This window comes from Microlunatus parietis (assembly GCF_013407955.1).
GTDB lineage: Bacteria > Actinomycetota > Actinomycetes > Propionibacteriales > Propionibacteriaceae > Microlunatus > Microlunatus parietis.
Window position 1 is genome coordinate 5844433 of the sequence record NZ_JACCBU010000001.1, and the last position, 17373, is coordinate 5861805.

Consider the following 17373-nt stretch of genomic DNA (forward strand, 5'->3'; position numbering starts at 1 on the left):
CCTCCAGAGCCAACCCAAAATACGCCTGCCAACGACAACTCACGGCGACGACTGTAGCGCATACCCTGAAGCCGTGGCGAGCTGTGACCGAACCGACCGGGCGTGGATCGACGAGGCCGTGCGCCGGGTCGAGGCCGACGCGAACCGGAGTGCCGACACCCATCTGCACGTGTTCCCACTGCCGGAACAGGTCGGCGACATCCAGCTCTATCTCAAGGACGAGTCGGTGCACCCGACCGGCAGCCTGAAGCACCGACTGGCCAGATCCCTTTTCCTGTACGCACTCTGCAACGGCTGGATCGGCCGGGACACGACGGTGATCGAGGCCTCCAGCGGCTCCACCGCGGTCAGCGAGGCCTACTTCGCGCGGCTGCTCGGGCTGCCGTTCGTCGCGGTGATGCCGCGCCGCACCAGCAGGGAGAAGATCGCCCTGATCGAGTGGTACGGGGGTCGTTGCCACTTCGTCGACCGGGCGCCGGAGATGTACGCCGAGGCGGCCCGGCTGGCCGAGGAGTGCGGCGGTCACTACCTCGATCAATTCACCTACGCCGAGCGGGCCACCGACTGGCGCGGCAACAACAACATCGCCGAGTCGATCTTCGAGCAACTGGCCGCCGAGCCGCATCCGATCCCGGCCTGGATCGTGGTCAGCGCCGGCACCGGCGGCACCTCCGCGACGATCGGCCGGTACGTCCGCTACCGGCGCCACCCGACCAAGATCATGGTCGGCGACCCCGAGAACTCCGCGTTCCTGGACGGCTGGCAGCTGGACACGTCGGACTACACGACCGGGATGCCGTCCCGGATAGAGGGGATCGGCCGGCCGCGGGTCGAGCCGTCCTTCGTCGGCGGCGTGATCGACGACATGGTCAGGGTGCCAGACGCGGCCTCGATCGCCGCCATGCGCTGGACCTCGGACCGGCTGGGCCGCAAGGTCGGTGGCTCGACCGGGACCAACGTCTGGACGGCGCTCGGCGTGATCGCCCGGATGCGTACCGACGGTGCGACCGGCAGCGTGGTCACCCTGCTCTGCGACGGTGGCGAACGCTATGCCGGCACGTACTACGACGACGGCTGGGTCGATGATCAAGGTCTCGACCTGACCGAGCCGGCCGCCCGGCTGGCCAAGTTCGAGGCGACCGGCGAGTTCGATCCCGACCTTTCGTGATCATGCTCCGTCGCGGTCCCGCATGATCGTCAGCCAGTGATCACGCCGGGCCTCCTTCTGCGGCAGCAGCGGACTGGACTCGTCCGGGTAGGAGATCGCGAAGGCGTGCATGATCAAAAGCAGATGTCCGAGTCCAGGAACAGCAGCCGGTCGGCGCCCCGCTGGGCGGGATCGAGGGCGAACCGGCGCAACACCTCACCGTGCGAGTTGCCCGGTGTCGTGACCGGGAAGCCCGAATCGATCACCGCGACGTCGTGCGCCCGGGCTGCCGCCAACAGCCCGGTCCGGTCGTCGGTCGAGCCGTTGTCGTACACGGTGAGGGTCAGGTCGAGGCCCGGGTGCTGCAGGAACAGCGACCGGATCGCGAGCTCGGCGTACGCGGACGTGTTGTGATTGACGAGTACGGCGGCGATCCTCATCGCGCCATCGTCGGCGTCGCGACGTCCCGGCGTCGATCGGTTTCCTAGACTGACCGGGTGAAGGACATCGACGTCATCGGCGTCCTGCAGGAACCTGTGCGACGCCGGTTGTACGAATTCGTCGCCGGCGAACCGGAGCCGGTGAGTCGGAACGCGGCGGCGGAGGCGGTCGGTATCCAGCGGACCCTGGCCGCGCACCACCTGGACAAGCTGGTCGAGGCGGGACTGCTGGAGACCGAGAGTCGCCGGCTGACTGGGCGATCCGGACCCGGCGCGGGGCGCCCGGCGAAGCTGTACCGGCGAGCCGGGACCGAGTTGGAGCTCTCGGTGCCGCCGCGTGACTACCGGATCGCCGCGGACCTGTTGGCCGAGGTGGCCGAGGAGGCCCGCCTCGACATCGAGCTGCAGCAGGCCGCTCGGGCCCGCGGCCGGGCGTTGCGCGAGCCCGACACCGGAGTGATCGAGTTGCTGGTCGCCCGGGGCTATCAGCCGTTCGACGACGAGGGCGTCCTGCGGCTGCGGAACTGTCCCTTCCACGTCCTGGCCGAGGCCTATCCGCCCCTGGTCTGCGGGATGAATCTCGGCCTGCTCGAGGGGCTGCTCGAAGGGACCGGTTTCGAAGCCGCAATGGACGCCAGGCCCGGCCTGTGCTGCGTGGCGATTTCTAAAACTAATACTGATTGACATAGAGATTGCTGGTGTGCTGAAGTGAAGCGGTGAGCAGCCACCACCTCGCCGAGTTGAACGTCGGCACCCTGAAGTTCCCGCTCGAAGACCCCCGCATGATCGACTTCACGGCCAACCTGGCGCCGATCAATGCCCTCGCCGAACGCTCACCGGGCTACGTCTGGCGGTTGGTCGACGACTCGGCGGTAAGTGCGACGTCGCTGCGCCCGCTCGGTGCCGACGTGATCATCAACCTCTCGGTCTGGACGGACGTCGAATCCCTGCGGAACTACGTGTTCCGCAGTGATCATCTCGACTACCTGCGCCGCCGTACCGACTGGTTCGAACGCCCGCGCCCGGGCGAACCCTCGACGGTGCTGTGGTGGCTGCCGGTCGGCCAGTTGCCGACCGTCGACGACGCGGTACGGCGGCTCGCGTTGCTTCGGCAGTACGGGTCGACGCCGGAGGCGTTCTCGTTCCGGGAGATCCATCCGCCGGCCGCGGCCGAGGTGATCACCAACCGGCCATGATCAAGTACGCCGAGGCGTGCAGATGATCACGGCGGTCCGGCAGGATCCAGTGCAGGTTCGACACGGCGACGATCTGGGCGCAACGGCGGACCAGTTCCGCGTCGTACCCGGTGATCTCGCAGAGCTGATCGACCCGGCGCCGGAGTGAACGGTCCGGGTCGCCGCTCGCGGCCGCCGCCGGCCACCGATTGCGCAGCAGCGGGATCGCCTCCCATTCGCCGATGCCGATCAGCGGGAACGGGTCGATGCCGAACCATGCGGGTTTGTCGCCGGGCCGGGCGTGCAGGACGTTGGCGAAGTGAAGATCGTTGTGCAACAGGGTCTGTCGGGTGGTCCCAAGATGATCACGCAACTCGGCGATGGCTCGGCGAGCCCGATCCAGCTGGTCGGCCGGCACCGGTCCGTCGTCGGCCAGGCCGTCCGCGATCTGATCCAGCTCGGCGGCCAGGGTGCCCGGGCCCGGTACCGGTGGCGTGCCGGCGATGCTGGCCAGGATCCGGCCGATGATCTCGACCGCTTCGTCGACGTCCGGATGATCTTCGAGCGATCGGGTCGGATCGAGCCGGGGGAGCAGGACGACCCGATCCTCGGGCGCCACTGCCGCCGGGATGATCATCCTCGGCTCGCCGTCGCGATGATCTTGCTTCGACCAGGCTTCGAGCGCGGCGGCCTCGCCGTCGATCCAGCTGACCGGTGGCGTGATCTTGAGCACAGCTTTGTGCTGGTGGGAATCGACCACCGGCCAGGCCGGCGAGATCCAGCCGTGCATGGCCGGGCCGTCCGGGGACAGACCCCAGCGCTCGGCGTACCGCGCCGCGATGTCGCGCAGGGTCGGCAGCCAGTCGGCCGAGCCCGGCATGGCGGCGACCTGCTCCCGGTAGGTCTCCGGAAGCTCCCACGGTGGTCGGCCGAGGTCGGCGTCGGATCCGGTCACCGCGTCACTGTAGCGTCGGGCTGGTGAACAACGAGATCGCCGATTCGGTCCGACTGGCGCTGCCCGGCGAGGCCGACGCCATCGCCCAGATCCAGCGCCGCGTCTGGCTTGATCAACTCGGTCCGGAACTGGCCCAGCCGATGCTCGACGCGATCAGCCAGGAGCAGGCCACCGAAGCCTGGCACACCGCGATCGCCCGGCCGCCGCAGGCCCGCTGCCGGGTCCTGGTCGCGGTGGAGTCCGACCGGCTGACCGGGTTCGCGACCACCAGGCCGAGCGACGACCCGGACGCCGACGCCGCCGGCGACGGCCTGATCGACGAATTCGCCATCGACCCCGCCGCCCGGAACCGCGGCCACGGCTCGCGAATGCTGAACGCCGCCGTCGACACGCTGCGGGCCGACGGCTTCACCCGCGCCACGCTCTGGATCATGACCACCCAGGACGACTTCCGGAGCTTCCTGACCGCCGCCGGCTGGGCTCCGGACGGCGGCCATCGAGAGATCGGCACCGACGACGAGGCCGTTCGGATCAAGCAGATCCGGCTGCACGCGGCCATCGCCGAGGAGTGACCCGAGCGGCTCAGGAATTGCTCAAGATTGCCACTTGTGCGATCTCAAGAGAACTGGCAAGATCCTCATCACGAGTCCGCGGTTACCTGAACCCCCGAGCAGGTAACCGCGGACTCACCCCAACCCCCTGTGGTCGCCGCGGTTTGCGGCTTCCCTTAGGGGGTTCGTTGTTTCTATGCGGGGGCCGAGCCCCCGCAGGCCCCCGCGGCGTTGGGTTGGGTGTTGGGTTGGGTTGGGTGTTCGGGTGCGGTTCGCGGGTTGTTGGTGTCGGGGTCGAAGTCGCGGTGAGGCCTGAGGTGAGCTTGTCGAAGGGCTAAGCCCCAGCGCGGTTCGTCTTTCATCAGCCCCTTGTCGAGGTGCCCAACCATCCGCTCCCGGTCTGGGCCAGCGTCGTGTGGACGCTCGTCCTGGGCCAGCCATCCCCGGCGCTGACCGCCCGCCCGAGCTCGTCCCGCTCGGCGTGAAGGCGGGCCGTTGGGGGCGGCCGGCGGTTCTAGAGTGACCTCTGGACCGGAGGTCGTCGGTCGAGCGCCGCGGCAAACTCACCTCCACCCGGGCATCTTCGGATGAGTCAACGACCCGAGCTACGCGGGCATCTGGCTGGACGGACGGGGCAGGGAATTGCCGGACGCCGGCCACCGGCCACCATGATCAACGGTCCGGCCCGGCGGACTTGAGCGATGGATCCCGACTCGGTGCGCATGGAGCGACCCGGGCCTAACACGCATCGCTCACCCGCTCCCTGAGCCGGACCCACCGCTGCCCGTCATTTGCCGGCACCCCGGACCACCGGCCGCTGTTCCTGCCCGGGTGATGTCGCGAAACCTCTTGATGTCGACCGCAACGGGCCGGTACAACGTTGTAGCCGTTGATGCGAAGAGAAATCGCGACACCCCGACCTCCGCATCCGCATACCGCGACTGTCGCCTCACCACCGCAGCCTCACCATCACCGAGCGGACCGCTTGACCGGCAGAACCCGCCGAAACCGAGGTCAAACCGTCCGCTCAGTGAGTCAAATCCGCTCAGTGAACTGCGCCCGCACCTCGGCAACGCCGGCCGCGTCGATTCGGGCTGAGCTTGTCGAAGGCCCAGGCCCCATCGCAGCTCGGGGTGTGGTCCGGCTTCATCGCTCCCTGTCGAAAAGCCACAGCATTTCGCTCCCCGGTCAGGACCGGGCGTGTGTGCGGATGCTCGTCCAGCGCCAGCGAGCGCCTCGCGCTGACCGTCTCGCTCCGGCTGCTGCGCCTCACGCCGGAACTCTCCGCTCGGCCCTCGTGCCCGCCCCGGCTCGCCCGCGCGACCGCCCCGTCTCGTCCTGGCTGGCCGGTCTTGCCTTGGCTCGCGCAGGTTTGTTGGGCTCGGGCGTCGCGCCTGCCTGGCTTGCCCGTGCGACCGCGTCGCGTCGCCTGGCTCTCGGGCCTCCCCTTGCCCGCTCCGGCCTTTGCCTTGACCCTTTGCTTCGACTCGCCCTGCCGACCTCGCCTTGCCTCGCGCCGGCTTGCTCGGCCGTCGAGCCCGCCCTGGCTTGCCAGGCGACGTTTCGTCTCGCCCTGTTCGCAGCCCTCGCCTTGTCCGGTCCGGCCTTCCTTGCCGGCTTCGCTTCGTCTCGCCCGCAGCCCTCGACTTGCCTCGCGCCGCGTTTGCTCGACTCGGCCGTCGCCCGCCCCGGCTTGCCCGTGCGACCGCGTCGCGTCGCCTGGCTCTCGGGCCTCCCCTTGCCCGCTCCGGCCTTTGCCTTGGCCCTTTGCTTCGTTTCGCCCTGCCAACCTCGCCTTGCCTCGCGCCGGCTTGCTCGCTCGGCCGTCCGCGCCCGTCCGCGCTTGCCCAGCGCGAGCGGTCTGTCTTGTCCTGGCTCGCCGGCCTTGCCTTGCCTCGGTCCGGTTTGCGCGGCTCGGCCGTCGCGCCCACCCGGCTTGCCCGCGCGACCGCGTCGCCTCGCCTCGCTCCCGGGCCTCTCCTTGGCCCGCTCGGGCCTTTGCCTTGCCGGCTTCGCTTCGTCTCGCCCGCCGACCTCGCCTCGTCCCGCGCGCTCGGGCCGTGGGTCCCGCTGGTTCGCCGGATACTCCGCTTCTTGTAACGTTCGTCCTTGTGGCAGCCTCAAGTTTGCAGACCCCGCCGAAGTTGAAGTCGGGAAGTCTGCGCATCATCCCGCTCGGCGGCCTCGGCGACGTCGGACGGAACATGGCCGTGCTGGAGTACGGCGGCCAGCTTTTGTTGATCGATTGCGGAGTGCTGTTTCCCGAGGACGATCATCCCGGTGTCGATCTGATTTTGCCCGGCCTGGACGCGATCGCCCATCGGCTCGACGACATCGTCGGGCTGGTGCTCACGCACGGGCACGAGGACCACATCGGTGCGGTTCCGTACCTGCTCAAACAGCGGCCGGACATTCCGCTGATCGGGTCGAAGCTGACCCTGGCGCTGGTCCAGGAGAAGATCAGGGAGCACCGGATCCGGGGCGCGCATCCTCGTGAGGTGAGCGCGAACAGCAGGTTCACGGCCGGGCCGTTCGAGCTCGAGTTCATCGCGGTCAACCACTCGATCCCGGACGCCCTCGCCGTCGCCGTACGGACTCCCGCCGGCCTGGTCCTGCACACCGGCGACTTCAAGATGGACCAGTTGCCGCTCGACGGCCGGCTGACCGACCTGCGCGCCTTCGCCCGGCTCGGTGAGGAAGGCGTCGACCTCCTCATGATCGACTCGACGAACGCCGAGGTGCCGGGGTTCACCACGCCGGAGAAGGACATCAACCCGGCACTGCAGCGGGTCTTCAGCACCAGCAAGCAACGGGTCATCGTCGCCTGTTTCGCTTCCCACGTGCACCGGGTGCAGCAGGTGATGGACGCGGCCGTCCTGCACGGCCGGAAGGTGGTGTACGTCGGCCGCTCGATGCTGCGCAACATGGGTGTCGCCCGCGATCTGGGCTATCTCAAGGTGCCGGACAACACCTTGATCGAATTGCGGGACATCGACAACTACCGACCGGATCAGGTGGTGATCATCTCCACCGGGTCGCAGGGCGAGCCGCTCTCCGCGCTGGCCAGGATGGCCAACAAGGAGCATCCGGTGATCAGCCTGAAGGCGGGCGACACCGTGGTGCTGGCCAGCTCGCTCGTGCCCGGCAACGAGAACGCCGTCTATCGGGTGATCAACGGGCTGAGCCGGCTCGGCGCCCAGGTGGTGCACCGCGGCAACGCGCTGGTGCACGTGTCCGGCCACGCGTCCGCGGGCGAGCTGCTCTACTGCTACAACATCATCAAGCCGAAGAACGTGATGCCGGTGCACGGCGAGATCCGGCACCTGATCGCCAACGCCGACCTGGCCATCGCGACCGGCGTACCGTCCGAGCGGACGATCATCGCCGAGGACGGCACCGTGATCGACCTGGTCAAGGGCGTCGCGCGGGTGACCGGCAAGATCGACGCCGGCTACATCTTCGTCGACGGCTCCACCGTCGGCGACATCAGCGAGGACGCCCTGACCGATCGCCGGATCCTCGGTGAGGAAGGGTTCATCTCGGTGATCGCGGTCGTCAACACCCATGCGCAGAAGATCATCTCCGGGCCCGACATCCACGCCCGCGGCTTCGTCGAGGACGAGAGCGTCTTCGAGGAGGTACGGCCGTTGATCGTCACCGCGCTCGAGGACGCGTTGCGCGACGGGGTCGAGGACGTACACCGGTTGCAGCAGGTGATGCGCCGGCAGCTGGGCAAGTGGGTGAGCGACACCCACCGTCGCCGGCCGATGATCATTCCGCTGATCATTCCGACCTGACCATGATCACGCACGGTCGGCTGCTGCTCACCGGCGGCGCCGGCGTGGTCGCGCAACTGCTCCGCCCACTGCTGCGGGACCGGGGCGAGGTCGTTCTGGCTGATCTTCGGCAGCCGCCGACGCCACCGGTCGACGGGGAGACCTTCCTGCCCGGTGACCTGCGTGACGCCGGGTACGTGGACCAGCTCACCGAGGATGTCGACGCGATCGTGCACCTCGGTGGGCTGGCCAGCCCCGGCGCCGACCCGGCGGACCTGTACGACGTCAACGTCGGCGGCACCGCCACCCTGCTGGAGGCGGCCCGACGGCGTGGCGTGCCACGGCTGGTGATCGCCAGTTCGGTGCACGCCTGCGGCGGCTACAACTCGCCGGCGGACTGGCCGGTGCACCCGTCCTGGCCGGTCCGGCCGTGCTGCCCGTACGGTGCGAGCAAGGGTGCCATGGAGGTGCAGGCCCGGTTGTACGCCGACGAGATCGCCGACGCCCACGTCGTCTGCCTGCGGTTCGCCCTGGTCGGCCACCCGCTGACCTGGCGTCCGGACGCCGGCGCCTATCTCGCCGACGAGGACCTGCGCACCCTGGTCACCGCCTCGCTCGAGACCGACCGCCGCTTCGGCAGCTACTTCGGTGCCTCCGACGGCCCGAATCCGCGCTACGACGTCGGTCCCGGCCGCGAGCTCGGCTGGCAGCCGCGGGTGCGGGTCTCCGGCGACGGCCTGCCCGGCGGTGCACCGGAACCGCAACGGTGCCGGCTCTGGCTCGCCGACCCGGACCAGTGACCGTGTCCGGCGGGTCGGCACTGATCACGCGGTGGGGGAGCGAAGCCTGGCGTGCGCAGGCCGACAACTGGATCGCGGCGCGGCTGGCCGATGCCGGCCTGCGGCAGACCGGCCCGATCGAACCGGCGCGGCTTCGGCCCTGGTCGGTGCATCTCACGGTGCCGACGAGCGGCGGAGGCTACTGGTTCAAGGAGAATTGCCCGCCGGTTCGCTTCGAAGCCGGACTGGTGGAGCGACTCGCTCAGCTGGTGCCGGGACGTGTGCTCGAGCCGCTGGCCGTCGACGCCGATCGCGGCTGGCTGCTGACCCCGGACGGCGGTCCGACGCTTGAGCGACGCGACGTGACGGACGAGACGTACGGCCGGGTGCTCGTCGAGTACGGGGAACTGCAGCGGACCCTGGCCGGGCATCGCGATGATCTTGTCGGGACCGGGCTGGCGGCCCTGCCGGTGTCCCGGGCCGCGGAGCACTTCGAAGATCAACTACGCGAGCTCACCAGGTTGCCTCATGATCATCCGTCCCGGGTCGGACCGGAGGTAATCGCCGCGGCGGGCCGGAACAGCGCGGTGATCACCGAGGCGGCGCGACGGCTGGCCGGGCTGCCGCTGCCGGATTCCCTGCAGCACAACGATGTCCAGCCGTCCAACACCGTCGCATCGCCCGGCGGCGCTCTCCGGTTCCTGGACTTCGGTGACGCCGTGTGGAGCCACCCGTTCTGTGTCTTGGACGTGGCGCTGCACCGGATCGCCCAAGCCTGGCAGTGCAGCCGGGACGACCCGCGGATCCGGCGACTGGTCGAACGTTACGTCGAAGGGTGGACCGCGCTGGCACCGGCGCACGAGCTGCGCGAGTTGATCGGGCCGGCCCTGACCGTCGCCCGGCTGCACCGCTACAACTCGTGGCACCGGCTGATCCCCTACATGCCGGACGACGAGTTGCGCCGGCACGCGGGCTATCCCGAGTCACTCGCCGGGCTGGGCGGCGCCGCATGATCAAGATTCCCGAACGGTTCGTCGAGCTGGCACGGCAGGACGTCGACGGCGTCGCGGACTGGGTCGCCGGGTTCCCCGACCTCGCCCGCGGCTATCTCGCTCGCTGGGACTGCGAGCTCGAGGGAGAGGTCGGTGCGGGCGGCGTGGCCATCGTGATCCCGGTCCGCTCGCCGTACGGGCCCGCGGTGATCAAGATCTCCCCACCGCATCCCGGCAACGCCGACGAGCACCAGGCGCTCCGGCTGTGGAACGGCGACGGCGCGGTGCGGTTGCTCGACTGCGATCCGGAAGGTTTCGCGCTGCTGCTCGAACGGGTGGGGGACCGGCAGCTCGACGTCGGCGTCGACGAGGGAATCACGATCGGCGGTGAGCTGTCGGCCCGGCTGGCGGTGCCCGCGCCCGACGGAATGAACCGGCTCGCCGACACCACCGCGGAGTGGGAGCACCAGCTGCACGATGATCATCGGGCCGCCGGGTTCCCGCTGACCGGGCGGGTGTTCGGTGCCGCCCTCGAGACCGTACGTGATCTCGGCGAAGACCGGACGGCGACCATGATGCACGGCGATCTCCACCAGGGAAACATCCTGCACTTCGAGCCTGACCCGCCGCTGCGTTCACGCCCGGGCCGTGACCGCCTTGTTGTGGGACCTGAGCCGCCGTGACGTGCCGCGGACCCGCAACTACGACTTCCGCCTGGCGATCTCGGAAGGTCTGCTCCACTGACCGCGAGCCCGTACCTCGTCCTGGAGTCCCCTGACAAGGAAAAGGCCCGCTCCGAACGGAACGGGCCTGATGATGAAGCTGGGGTCAGCGAGCGACCTTGCCGGCTTTCAGGCAGGAGGTGCACACGTTGACGCGCTTGGTGGAGCCGCCGGGAACCGCGGCCCGCACCCGCTGGATGTTCGGGTTCCAACGACGCTTGGTCTTCTTCTTCGACCAAGGCACGTTGTTGCCGAAGCTGGGGCGCTTGGCGCAGATGTCACATACGGCAGCCACTGGATTTCTCCCACAAACGTTCTCGGTACGGTCAGCGAAGCGGTCGGCCCTCTCGGGCAACCGCTGAATCGTACCCGATCGCCCGAGGCCAGAGCGAATCGAGCCCTCGCCTGCGTGGAAGCCGCCGCTGCCGCGACCGGCTCAATAAGGTGAGGAGCGTGTCCATCCCATCACGGCCCATGGTGCCAGAGCCGGCCTACGCCGCTCTGGTCGACTGGCTCCGCTGTGCCCGGGACCTGATGGCCGCATCGGCGCCGGCGATCGATGCGATCAACGTCTTCCCGGCACCGGACGCGGACACCGGGACCAACGTCACGCTCACCCTGACCGCCGTGGTCGACGCCGCAGTGGCCGGGCCGGACGCGCTGGCCGGCGCCGCGGTGGTGTCGGCGCGCGGCAACTCGGGTGCGGTGATCGGCCAGATGATCGCGGTCGCCGCCGCCCGGCTGGCGGACCTCGGATCCGGCGGAAGCTGTGGCCGCTGGCTGGCCACGACGTTGCGGGAGGCGAGTGCCATGGCGACGTCGGCGGTGGCCGAACCGGTCCGTGGCACCGTGCTGACCGTTGCGGCGGCCGCCGCCGACGCGGCCGTCGGGGCGGGAGACGATCCGCTGCGGGTGGCCCGGACCGCCGAACGGGCGGCGAGCGAGGCCCTGGAGCGGACCACCGACCAGTTGCCGGTGCTGCGCGCCGCCGGGGTCGTCGACGCCGGCGGGCTGGCCTATCTGCTGCTGCTCCGGGCGCTGGTCGAGACGCTCGGCGGCGACCGGGCCAAGCCGCTGCCGGCTCCCACGGCCGAGCGCGGCACGCCGGCGGCCGGCCCGGCCGTTTCGTGCGAGTACGAGGTGATGTACCTGCTCGACGGCGCCGACGCGGTCGCGCTGGACCGGCTCCGGAACCGACTGTCCGAGCTCGCCGCTAGCGTGGTCGTCGTGACCACCGGGGCTGGTTCTCCTTCGGCGCCGAGCCGGACGGCCAAGGTCCATGCCCACCTGACCCGGCCGGCGCGGGCGATCGCGCCCGGGCTCGCCGCTGGCACGGTCAGCGCGCTCCGGGTGACACCGCTCGCTGAGCAGCCTGCGCCGTCCGGACGCCGGCCGCTGGTGATCATCGACGATCCCGGGCAGGAGGACCTGGTCCGGGCCCACGGCAGCGAACCGTTGCCGTACGACGATTCCGACCCGGCCGAGCCGCTGCCGGCCCGGCTGGCCGCCGCACTGGCCCGCACCGGGACCGAGGCCGTCATCGTGCTGCCGGGGGTCGCCGAGCCGGCCGCCCGGACGGCGATCGACATCGGCGATCGGGACCGCCGGGTCGAGCTGGTCCGCTGCGAGGGGTCGGTGCCGGCACTTTCCGCGCTCGCGGTGCACGAGCCGACCGCCGGGCTTGCCGAGGCCGCTGCGGCGATGCGGAGCGCCGCCTCCCGAGTGCGTACGGGATCGGCGGGCTCGGCCGACGATGCCTGGACCATGATCACCAGGCTGGCCGCGGGCCGGGCCGAGTTGATCACGGTCATCGCCGACCCGTCCGCCGCGTCGCTCAATGTCGATCTTGGCCGCCGGATCGCCGCCGCCTATCCCGGCGCCGAGGTCGAATTGCTCACCGGCCGGCATCGCGGCGACGCCTTCCTGATCGGGGTCGAACCATGATCGGGGAGTGGCAGACCGAGACGTTCGCCCGGCTGGAGACGAAGTTGTCGTCCGTGATCGGCAAGGCGACGCCGTTCGAGAAGCTCAAGATCAACACCGTCGGCGACCTGCTGATGCACATGCCGCGCCGCTACATGGACGGTACGGAGCTCAGTGAGCTGTCCGCCCTCACCCCAGGCGAGGAGGTGGCCGTCGTCGCCGAGGTGCTGGACGCGCGGGCGTACAACCTGGACAGCGGCCCCGGCTACTCGGCCCGGAAGCCGCGGCTGGAGGCGACGATCACCGACCGGAAGGGCCGGCTCAAGCTCGCGTTCTTCGGCAAGCCGCCGTTGATCATGCACTGGCAGCGGGTGCTGCAGCCCGGCGCCCGCGGCATCTTCGCCGGCAAGGTCCGCGAGTTCAACGGTGCGCTCCAGCTGGCCCACCCCGACTTCGTGATCATCGACGAGAACGGCGCAGTGATCGCCGGCGCGAAACGCAACGCCGATCTGGCCAAGGTGACCGGGACCAAGCTGCTCGGCCTCTACCCACAGACGGCGAAGCTGCCGACCTGGTCGATCGCCGCGACCATAGGGCTGGCGCTGGACTTCCTGGACGACGTCGAGGACCCGCTGCCGCCGGCGCTGCGGCTGGAGGCGGGCGTGATCGGCCTGACCGATGCGTTCCGCGCGGTGCACCGGCCGGCGACCAAGGCCGAGGCGGCGGACGGCCGGCGCAGGCTGCAGTTCGACGAGGCCTTCGCGCTGCAGCTGACCATGGCCCGGCGCCGGGCCGACGCCCGGTCGCACGGCGCGACCCCGAGACCGCGGCGGGCGGACGGACTGCTGGACGCGTTCGACGCCCGGCTGCCGTACCGGCTGACGGACGGGCAGACCGAGGTCTCCGACGTGATCATGGAGGAGCTCAGCCGGCCCTACCCGATGCAGCGGCTGCTCCAGGGCGAGGTCGGCTCGGGCAAGACGGTCGTGGCGCTGCGGTCGATGCTGAATGTGATCGATTCCGGCGGCCAGGCCGCGCTGCTGGCGCCGACCGAGGTGCTGGCGGCCCAGCACTTCCAGACGATCACCAAGCTGCTCGGCGACCTGGCCCACGGCGGCGGGCTGCTCGCCGGGGCGGCCGGCGGCACCGAGGTCGCGCTGATCACCGGCTCGATGTCGGCCGCCCAGAAGCGGGAGGCGATGCTTCGGGCGGCCTCCGGCGACGCGGGCATCGTCGTCGGCACCCACGCCCTGCTCGGCGAGCGGATCCAGTTCGCCGACCTCGGCCTGGTGGTGATCGACGAGCAGCACCGGTTCGGCGTCGAGCAGCGGGCCGCGCTGGCCGCGAAGGCGGAGTTGCGGCCGCATGTGCTGGTCCTCACCGCCACCCCGATCCCGAGGTCGGTCGCGATGACCGTCTTCGGCGATCTCGAGGTGTCGACCCTGACCGAGGTGCCGGCCGGGCGGGCCGACGTCTCCACCGTGCTGGTCGACGCCAAGGCGAAGCCGGCCTGGGTGGACCGGGCCTGGCAGCGCGTCGTCGAGGAGGCCGCGGCCGGCCGGCAGTCGTTCATCGTCTGTGCCCGCATCTCGGCCGAGAGCAAGAGCGGCCGGACGGGGGAGGACCTGCCGACCCCCGAGGACGCCGAGCCGGCGATCGCCGCCGAGGACCTGTACGAGGAGCTGACCGCCGGCCCGTTGAAGGACCTGCGGGTCGGGCTGCTGCACGGCCAACAGCCGGCGGACCAGAAGGACGAGACGATGCGCTCCTTCGCCGCCGGTGACCTCGACGTGCTGGTCTCGACCACGGTGATCGAGGTCGGCGTGGACGTGCCGAACGCGTCGGTGATGGTGATCTGCGACGCGGACCGGTTCGGCATCTCGCAGTTGCACCAGCTGCGCGGCCGGATCGGCCGGGGCGAGCACCCGGGTGTCTGTCTGCTGCTGACCCGGACTCCGCCGGACACCACGGCCCGGGAGCGGCTGGCCGCGGTGGCCGCGACCCGGGACGGTTTCGAGCTGGCCCAGATCGACCTCGAGCAACGCCGCGAGGGCGACGTCCTCGGCGCCAGCCAGTCCGGCGTCCGGTCCAGCTTGCGGCTGCTCCGGGTGCTGGACGACCGGGACCTGATCGAGCGGGCCCGCGAGCTGGCCGAACGGGAGCTGGCCAAGGACCCCGAGCTGAAGCGGCCGGGCCTGGCCGACCTGGTCGCCCAGGTCGAGCGGCGCGCCGCCGGCGACTGGCTGGACCGCACATGAACGCGCTCGCCGGATGAGCCGGATCGTCGCCGGACGGTACGGCGGCCGCCGGCTCAAGCATCCCGTCGGCGACCGGACCCGGCCGACCACGGACCGGGCGCGCGAGGCGTTGTTCGCGATGCTCGCGTCCTGGGCCGGGGCCGGCGGTGACGCGGGGGAGTCGCTGGCCGGGCTCTCCTTCCTCGACCTGTACGCGGGCTCCGGCGCGGTCGGGCTCGAGGCGGCATCCCGCGGCGCCGATCCGGTGCTCATGGTCGAGGCCGATCAGCGGACCGTGCGCGGCGTGATCCGGTCCAACATCGCCTCCCTCGGCGCCCGGGCGGCGGTCCGGGCCGGCCGGGTCGAGCAGGTCGTCAAGGGTCCGGCGCCGCTGGCGTACGACCTCGTCTTCGTCGATCCGCCGTACGAACTCGGCAGCCCGGACCTGTCCGCCGTGCTGGCGGACCTGGTCGGCCACGGCTGGGTCGCCGACGACGGACTGATCGTGGTCGAACGCTCCCGCCGCTCGCCCGAGCTGACCCCGCCGAGCCCGTACACCGAGGTCGGGACGCGGCGCTACGGCGAGACCGTGCTGTCCACGTTCAGCCGACCGGTAGCGTGAGGAGCGTGGTACGTCGCGCGGTCTGCCCCGGTTCCTACGACCCGATCACGCTCGGGCATCTCGACGTCATCGGCCGGGCGGCCGGGATGTTCGACGAGCTGATCGTGGCGATCGGGCACAACCCGGCCAAGAAGGGCCGGTTCACCGTCGAGGAGCGGGTCGAGCTGGTCGCCGAGTCGTGCCGGGACCTGCCGAACGTCGAGGCGATCCAGTTCACCGGCCTGCTGGTCGACCTGTGCCGGCAGCGCGGGATCGGCACCATCGTCAAGGGTGTCCGTACCGGCGCCGACCTCACCTACGAGTTCCCGATGGCCCAGATGAACCGCCGGCTCACCGGCGTCGAAACCGTGCTGCTGCCGTCGGCGCCGGAGTGGTCTTTCGTCTCGTCGTCCCTGGTCCGGGAGATCTCCGGCTACGGTGGTGACGTGACGGCGTTCGTCCCACGGCCGGTGGTCGACCGGTTGGCGTGAATGGCGCGACCCGGCCGAAACGGGCGTACCATCACAGTGGGCACGAGTCGGGGGACTCTGCTCGTTTGCATGTTGAGTGGTCATTTGTCGAAAGCGAGCAAGGGGGATCATGGCTGATCGAGAGACGGTGGAGGAGAAACTCACTCTGCTCCGCGAGATGATCGCCCAGGCCCGGGCCATGCCGATGTCCGCGTCCTGCGTGATCAACCGCGGCGAGGTGCTGAGTGCCATCGACGACGTGATCGAACACCTCCCGGACGAGATCGAGGAGGCGCAGGCCGTCATCGACGCGTCCCACGCCAAGATCGCCGAGGGCGAGGCCGAGGCGGCCCGGATGATCCGGGACGCCCGCGAGAAGGCCCTCGAGCTCGCCCAGCACAGCGAGATCGTCCGGGTCGCCGAGGAGACTGCGCACCGGATCCGGTCCGAGGCCGAGGCCGAGGCCGAGGCGCTGCGCCGGGAGACGGACGGCTTCATCGACTCCCGGATGGCCAGCTTCGAGTCCGTCCTGCACAAGACCACCAGCCAGGTGAAGACCGCCCGGCTCCGGCTGGCCGAGCGCAGCGACCTGGACGCGGACCAGACGCAGCACACCATGCAGATGCCGCGGATCCAGAGCGCCGGCTGACCCTCCCTCCTTGATCGCTTACTCGGACGCGGTGAGCTGCCTCATCAGGCTGGCCAGGTCCGAGCAGATCCACTCCTCGACGATCTTGCCGTCGACCACGCGGTAGATCTCGTTGCTGTCGTAGCTCACCGCGCGACCGGTCGCCGGAATCCCCAGGAACTCACCCGTGTGCGTCCCGTGGAAGACCAGCCGGACGGCCACCCGGTCGCCGGCCGCGAAGCAGTCCTTGACCTCGGCGCGGAGGTCCGGAAACGCCTGCATCGCCATCTCGATCCCTTGCCGCCAGGTGTCCAGCCCGTAGCGCGGGCTCGGTGCCCCGGCGATGTTGATCGCGAAGTCCTCGACCATCAGGGCGTTGCAGGCCTCGAAATCTCGTGCATTCAGGTGATCGAACGCCTGCCGGAGCAGTTCGGCGTTGCGGTCGGTGGTCGTCGTGGTCATGATCAACTTCCTTCTCTGTGGTGTTCATCCATGAGTGCGGCGAGCCGGGTCCTCGCGTGATCGAGCGCCCGTGCCGTGGCGGCTCGATCCCTGGCTGAGACCGGTCCGAACAGGGCCTCCGCGAACTCCTCGTGCCGTACGGCCATCGCGGCCATCGCTGCCGAGCCGTGCTCGGTCAGCGTGATCAGGAACGCGCGCCGGTCCTCCGGATGCCGGTCCCGGCTCACGTGCCCGCTGGCCACCAGCCCGTCCACCAGCGCCGTGACGTTCCGCGGGCTGACCTCCAGTACGGCTGCCAGCCGCTGCTGGGTGACCGGGCCGGACCGGTGCAGTTCCCACATCAGGTGGGTCCTGGCCAGCGTCAGCCCGTCCTTCCCGAGCGTGGCCGTCAGGTCCTTGTCGATCATGATCGACAAGGCCAGCAGTTGATCAAGGAGTTCGGTCGGGCTCGCCATATCGTGAGTATAGTTCACTATTACCTACCTTCAATAGTCAGGCCGGTTCACTAGACTTCC

The 17373-nt window shown here is 70.1% G+C and carries 18 protein-coding genes; 13 read left to right on the forward strand and 5 right to left on the reverse strand.

The annotated features are described in order from the left end of the window. Positions 1–73: 73 nt before the first annotated feature. Positions 74–1168 carry an L-cysteine desulfhydrase Cds1 gene (cds1, locus tag BKA15_RS28210; RefSeq protein WP_179756619.1) on the forward strand — a complete coding sequence of 365 codons (1095 nt, stop codon included), beginning with the start codon at positions 74–76 and terminating at the stop codon, positions 1166–1168. Between the two features lie 113 nt (positions 1169–1281). On the opposite strand, the gene BKA15_RS28215 is transcribed toward cds1, so the two are convergent. Beyond that, positions 1282–1587, reverse strand: a complete 306-nt coding sequence (locus BKA15_RS28215; protein WP_179756621.1) for a glycosyltransferase family 2 protein — start codon at positions 1585–1587, stop codon at positions 1282–1284. 57 nt (positions 1588–1644) lie between these two features. On the opposite strand from BKA15_RS28215, the gene BKA15_RS28220 reads away from it, so the two are divergent. Beyond that, positions 1645–2271, forward strand: a complete 627-nt coding sequence (locus BKA15_RS28220) for a helix-turn-helix transcriptional regulator (protein ID WP_179756623.1) — start codon at positions 1645–1647, stop codon at positions 2269–2271. A gap of 32 nt (positions 2272–2303) precedes the next feature. Beyond that, positions 2304–2783 carry a DUF3291 domain-containing protein gene (locus tag BKA15_RS28225; protein WP_179756625.1) on the forward strand — a complete coding sequence of 160 codons (480 nt, stop codon included), beginning with the start codon at positions 2304–2306 and terminating at the stop codon, positions 2781–2783. Here the strand turns inward: BKA15_RS28225 and BKA15_RS28230 are convergent. Further along, positions 2767–3717 carry an aminoglycoside phosphotransferase family protein gene (locus BKA15_RS28230; RefSeq protein WP_179756627.1) on the reverse strand — a complete coding sequence of 317 codons (951 nt, stop codon included), beginning with the start codon at positions 3715–3717 and terminating at the stop codon, positions 2767–2769. The genes BKA15_RS28225 and BKA15_RS28230 overlap by 17 nt on opposite strands. 23 nt (positions 3718–3740) lie before the next feature. Here BKA15_RS28230 and BKA15_RS28235 point away from each other — a divergent pair, with 23 nt between their 5' ends. From BKA15_RS28235 to BKA15_RS28255, 5 genes are all read left to right on the forward strand, one after another. Next, positions 3741–4289 (forward strand): GNAT family N-acetyltransferase, encoded by a 549-nt coding sequence (locus tag BKA15_RS28235; RefSeq protein ID WP_179756629.1) that lies wholly within the window; start codon positions 3741–3743, stop codon positions 4287–4289. Between the two features lie 2090 nt (positions 4290–6379). Next, on the forward strand, positions 6380–8065 hold the full coding sequence (locus BKA15_RS28240) for a ribonuclease J (protein WP_179756631.1): 1686 nt from the start codon (positions 6380–6382) through the stop codon (positions 8063–8065). Next, positions 8005–8844, forward strand: a complete 840-nt coding sequence (locus BKA15_RS28245) for an NAD-dependent epimerase/dehydratase family protein (RefSeq protein ID WP_179756633.1) — start codon at positions 8005–8007, stop codon at positions 8842–8844. The genes BKA15_RS28240 and BKA15_RS28245 overlap by 61 nt, the downstream gene beginning before the upstream one ends. A 2-nt stretch (positions 8845–8846) precedes the next feature. Beyond that, positions 8847–9836, forward strand: coding sequence for a phosphotransferase (locus BKA15_RS28250; RefSeq protein ID WP_179756635.1), 990 nt, complete (start codon positions 8847–8849; stop codon positions 9834–9836). Beyond that, positions 9833–10498: an aminoglycoside phosphotransferase family protein gene (locus BKA15_RS28255; RefSeq protein WP_179756637.1), complete on the forward strand. Its 666-nt coding sequence runs from the start codon at positions 9833–9835 to the stop codon at positions 10496–10498. Before BKA15_RS28250 ends, BKA15_RS28255 begins: the two co-directional genes overlap by 4 nt. Before the next feature lie 145 nt (positions 10499–10643). Here BKA15_RS28255 and rpmB read toward each other — a convergent pair whose 3' ends face one another. Beyond that, the gene (gene rpmB, locus BKA15_RS28260; RefSeq protein WP_179758754.1) at positions 10644–10832 is read right to left on the reverse strand and encodes a 50S ribosomal protein L28; all 189 of its coding nucleotides are present in this window, start codon (positions 10830–10832) and stop codon (positions 10644–10646) included. A gap of 158 nt (positions 10833–10990) precedes the next feature. On the opposite strand from rpmB, the gene BKA15_RS28265 reads away from it, so the two are divergent. From BKA15_RS28265 to BKA15_RS28285, 5 genes are all read left to right on the forward strand, one after another. Beyond that, the gene (locus BKA15_RS28265) at positions 10991–12481 is read left to right on the forward strand and encodes a DAK2 domain-containing protein (protein WP_179756639.1); all 1491 of its coding nucleotides are present in this window, start codon (positions 10991–10993) and stop codon (positions 12479–12481) included. Next, positions 12478–14718 (forward strand): ATP-dependent DNA helicase RecG, encoded by a 2241-nt coding sequence (locus BKA15_RS28270; protein ID WP_179756641.1) that lies wholly within the window; start codon positions 12478–12480, stop codon positions 14716–14718. Before BKA15_RS28265 ends, BKA15_RS28270 begins: the two co-directional genes overlap by 4 nt. A gap of 13 nt (positions 14719–14731) precedes the next feature. Beyond that, complete coding sequence (gene rsmD / locus BKA15_RS28275) at positions 14732–15319, forward strand: 16S rRNA (guanine(966)-N(2))-methyltransferase RsmD (RefSeq protein WP_179756643.1); 588 nt, start codon at positions 14732–14734, stop codon at positions 15317–15319. A gap of 5 nt (positions 15320–15324) precedes the next feature. Beyond that, positions 15325–15789 carry a pantetheine-phosphate adenylyltransferase gene (coaD, locus tag BKA15_RS28280; RefSeq protein WP_179756644.1) on the forward strand — a complete coding sequence of 155 codons (465 nt, stop codon included), beginning with the start codon at positions 15325–15327 and terminating at the stop codon, positions 15787–15789. Between the two features lie 109 nt (positions 15790–15898). Beyond that, positions 15899–16417: a hypothetical protein gene (locus BKA15_RS28285; RefSeq protein ID WP_179756646.1), complete on the forward strand. Its 519-nt coding sequence runs from the start codon at positions 15899–15901 to the stop codon at positions 16415–16417. A gap of 18 nt (positions 16418–16435) precedes the next feature. Here BKA15_RS28285 and BKA15_RS28290 read toward each other — a convergent pair whose 3' ends face one another. Both BKA15_RS28290 and BKA15_RS28295 read right to left on the reverse strand, forming a co-directional pair. Next, positions 16436–16858 (reverse strand): ester cyclase, encoded by a 423-nt coding sequence (locus BKA15_RS28290; protein WP_179756648.1) that lies wholly within the window; start codon positions 16856–16858, stop codon positions 16436–16438. A gap of 2 nt (positions 16859–16860) precedes the next feature. Then, positions 16861–17313 (reverse strand): MarR family winged helix-turn-helix transcriptional regulator, encoded by a 453-nt coding sequence (locus BKA15_RS28295; protein WP_179756650.1) that lies wholly within the window; start codon positions 17311–17313, stop codon positions 16861–16863. Positions 17314–17373 lie beyond the last annotated feature (60 nt).

What these genes read in the sequence shown, in the direction of transcription:
- BKA15_RS28295 (WP_179756650.1), bottom strand. Translation starts at nt 17,313, where the DNA reads ATGGCGAGCCCGACCGAACTCCTTGATCAACTGCTGGCCTTGTCGATC.
- BKA15_RS28290 (WP_179756648.1), bottom strand. Translation starts at nt 16,858, where the DNA reads ATGACCACGACGACCACCGACCGCAACGCCGAACTGCTCCGGCAGGCG.
- BKA15_RS28255 (WP_179756637.1), top strand. Translation starts at nt 9,833, where the DNA reads ATGATCAAGATTCCCGAACGGTTCGTCGAGCTGGCACGGCAGGACGTC.
- rsmD (WP_179756643.1), top strand. Translation starts at nt 14,732, where the DNA reads ATGAGCCGGATCGTCGCCGGACGGTACGGCGGCCGCCGGCTCAAGCAT.
- BKA15_RS28270 (WP_179756641.1), top strand. Translation starts at nt 12,478, where the DNA reads ATGATCGGGGAGTGGCAGACCGAGACGTTCGCCCGGCTGGAGACGAAG.
- BKA15_RS28285 (WP_179756646.1), top strand. Translation starts at nt 15,899, where the DNA reads ATGGCTGATCGAGAGACGGTGGAGGAGAAACTCACTCTGCTCCGCGAG.
- BKA15_RS28215 (WP_179756621.1), bottom strand. Translation starts at nt 1,587, where the DNA reads ATGAGGATCGCCGCCGTACTCGTCAATCACAACACGTCCGCGTACGCC.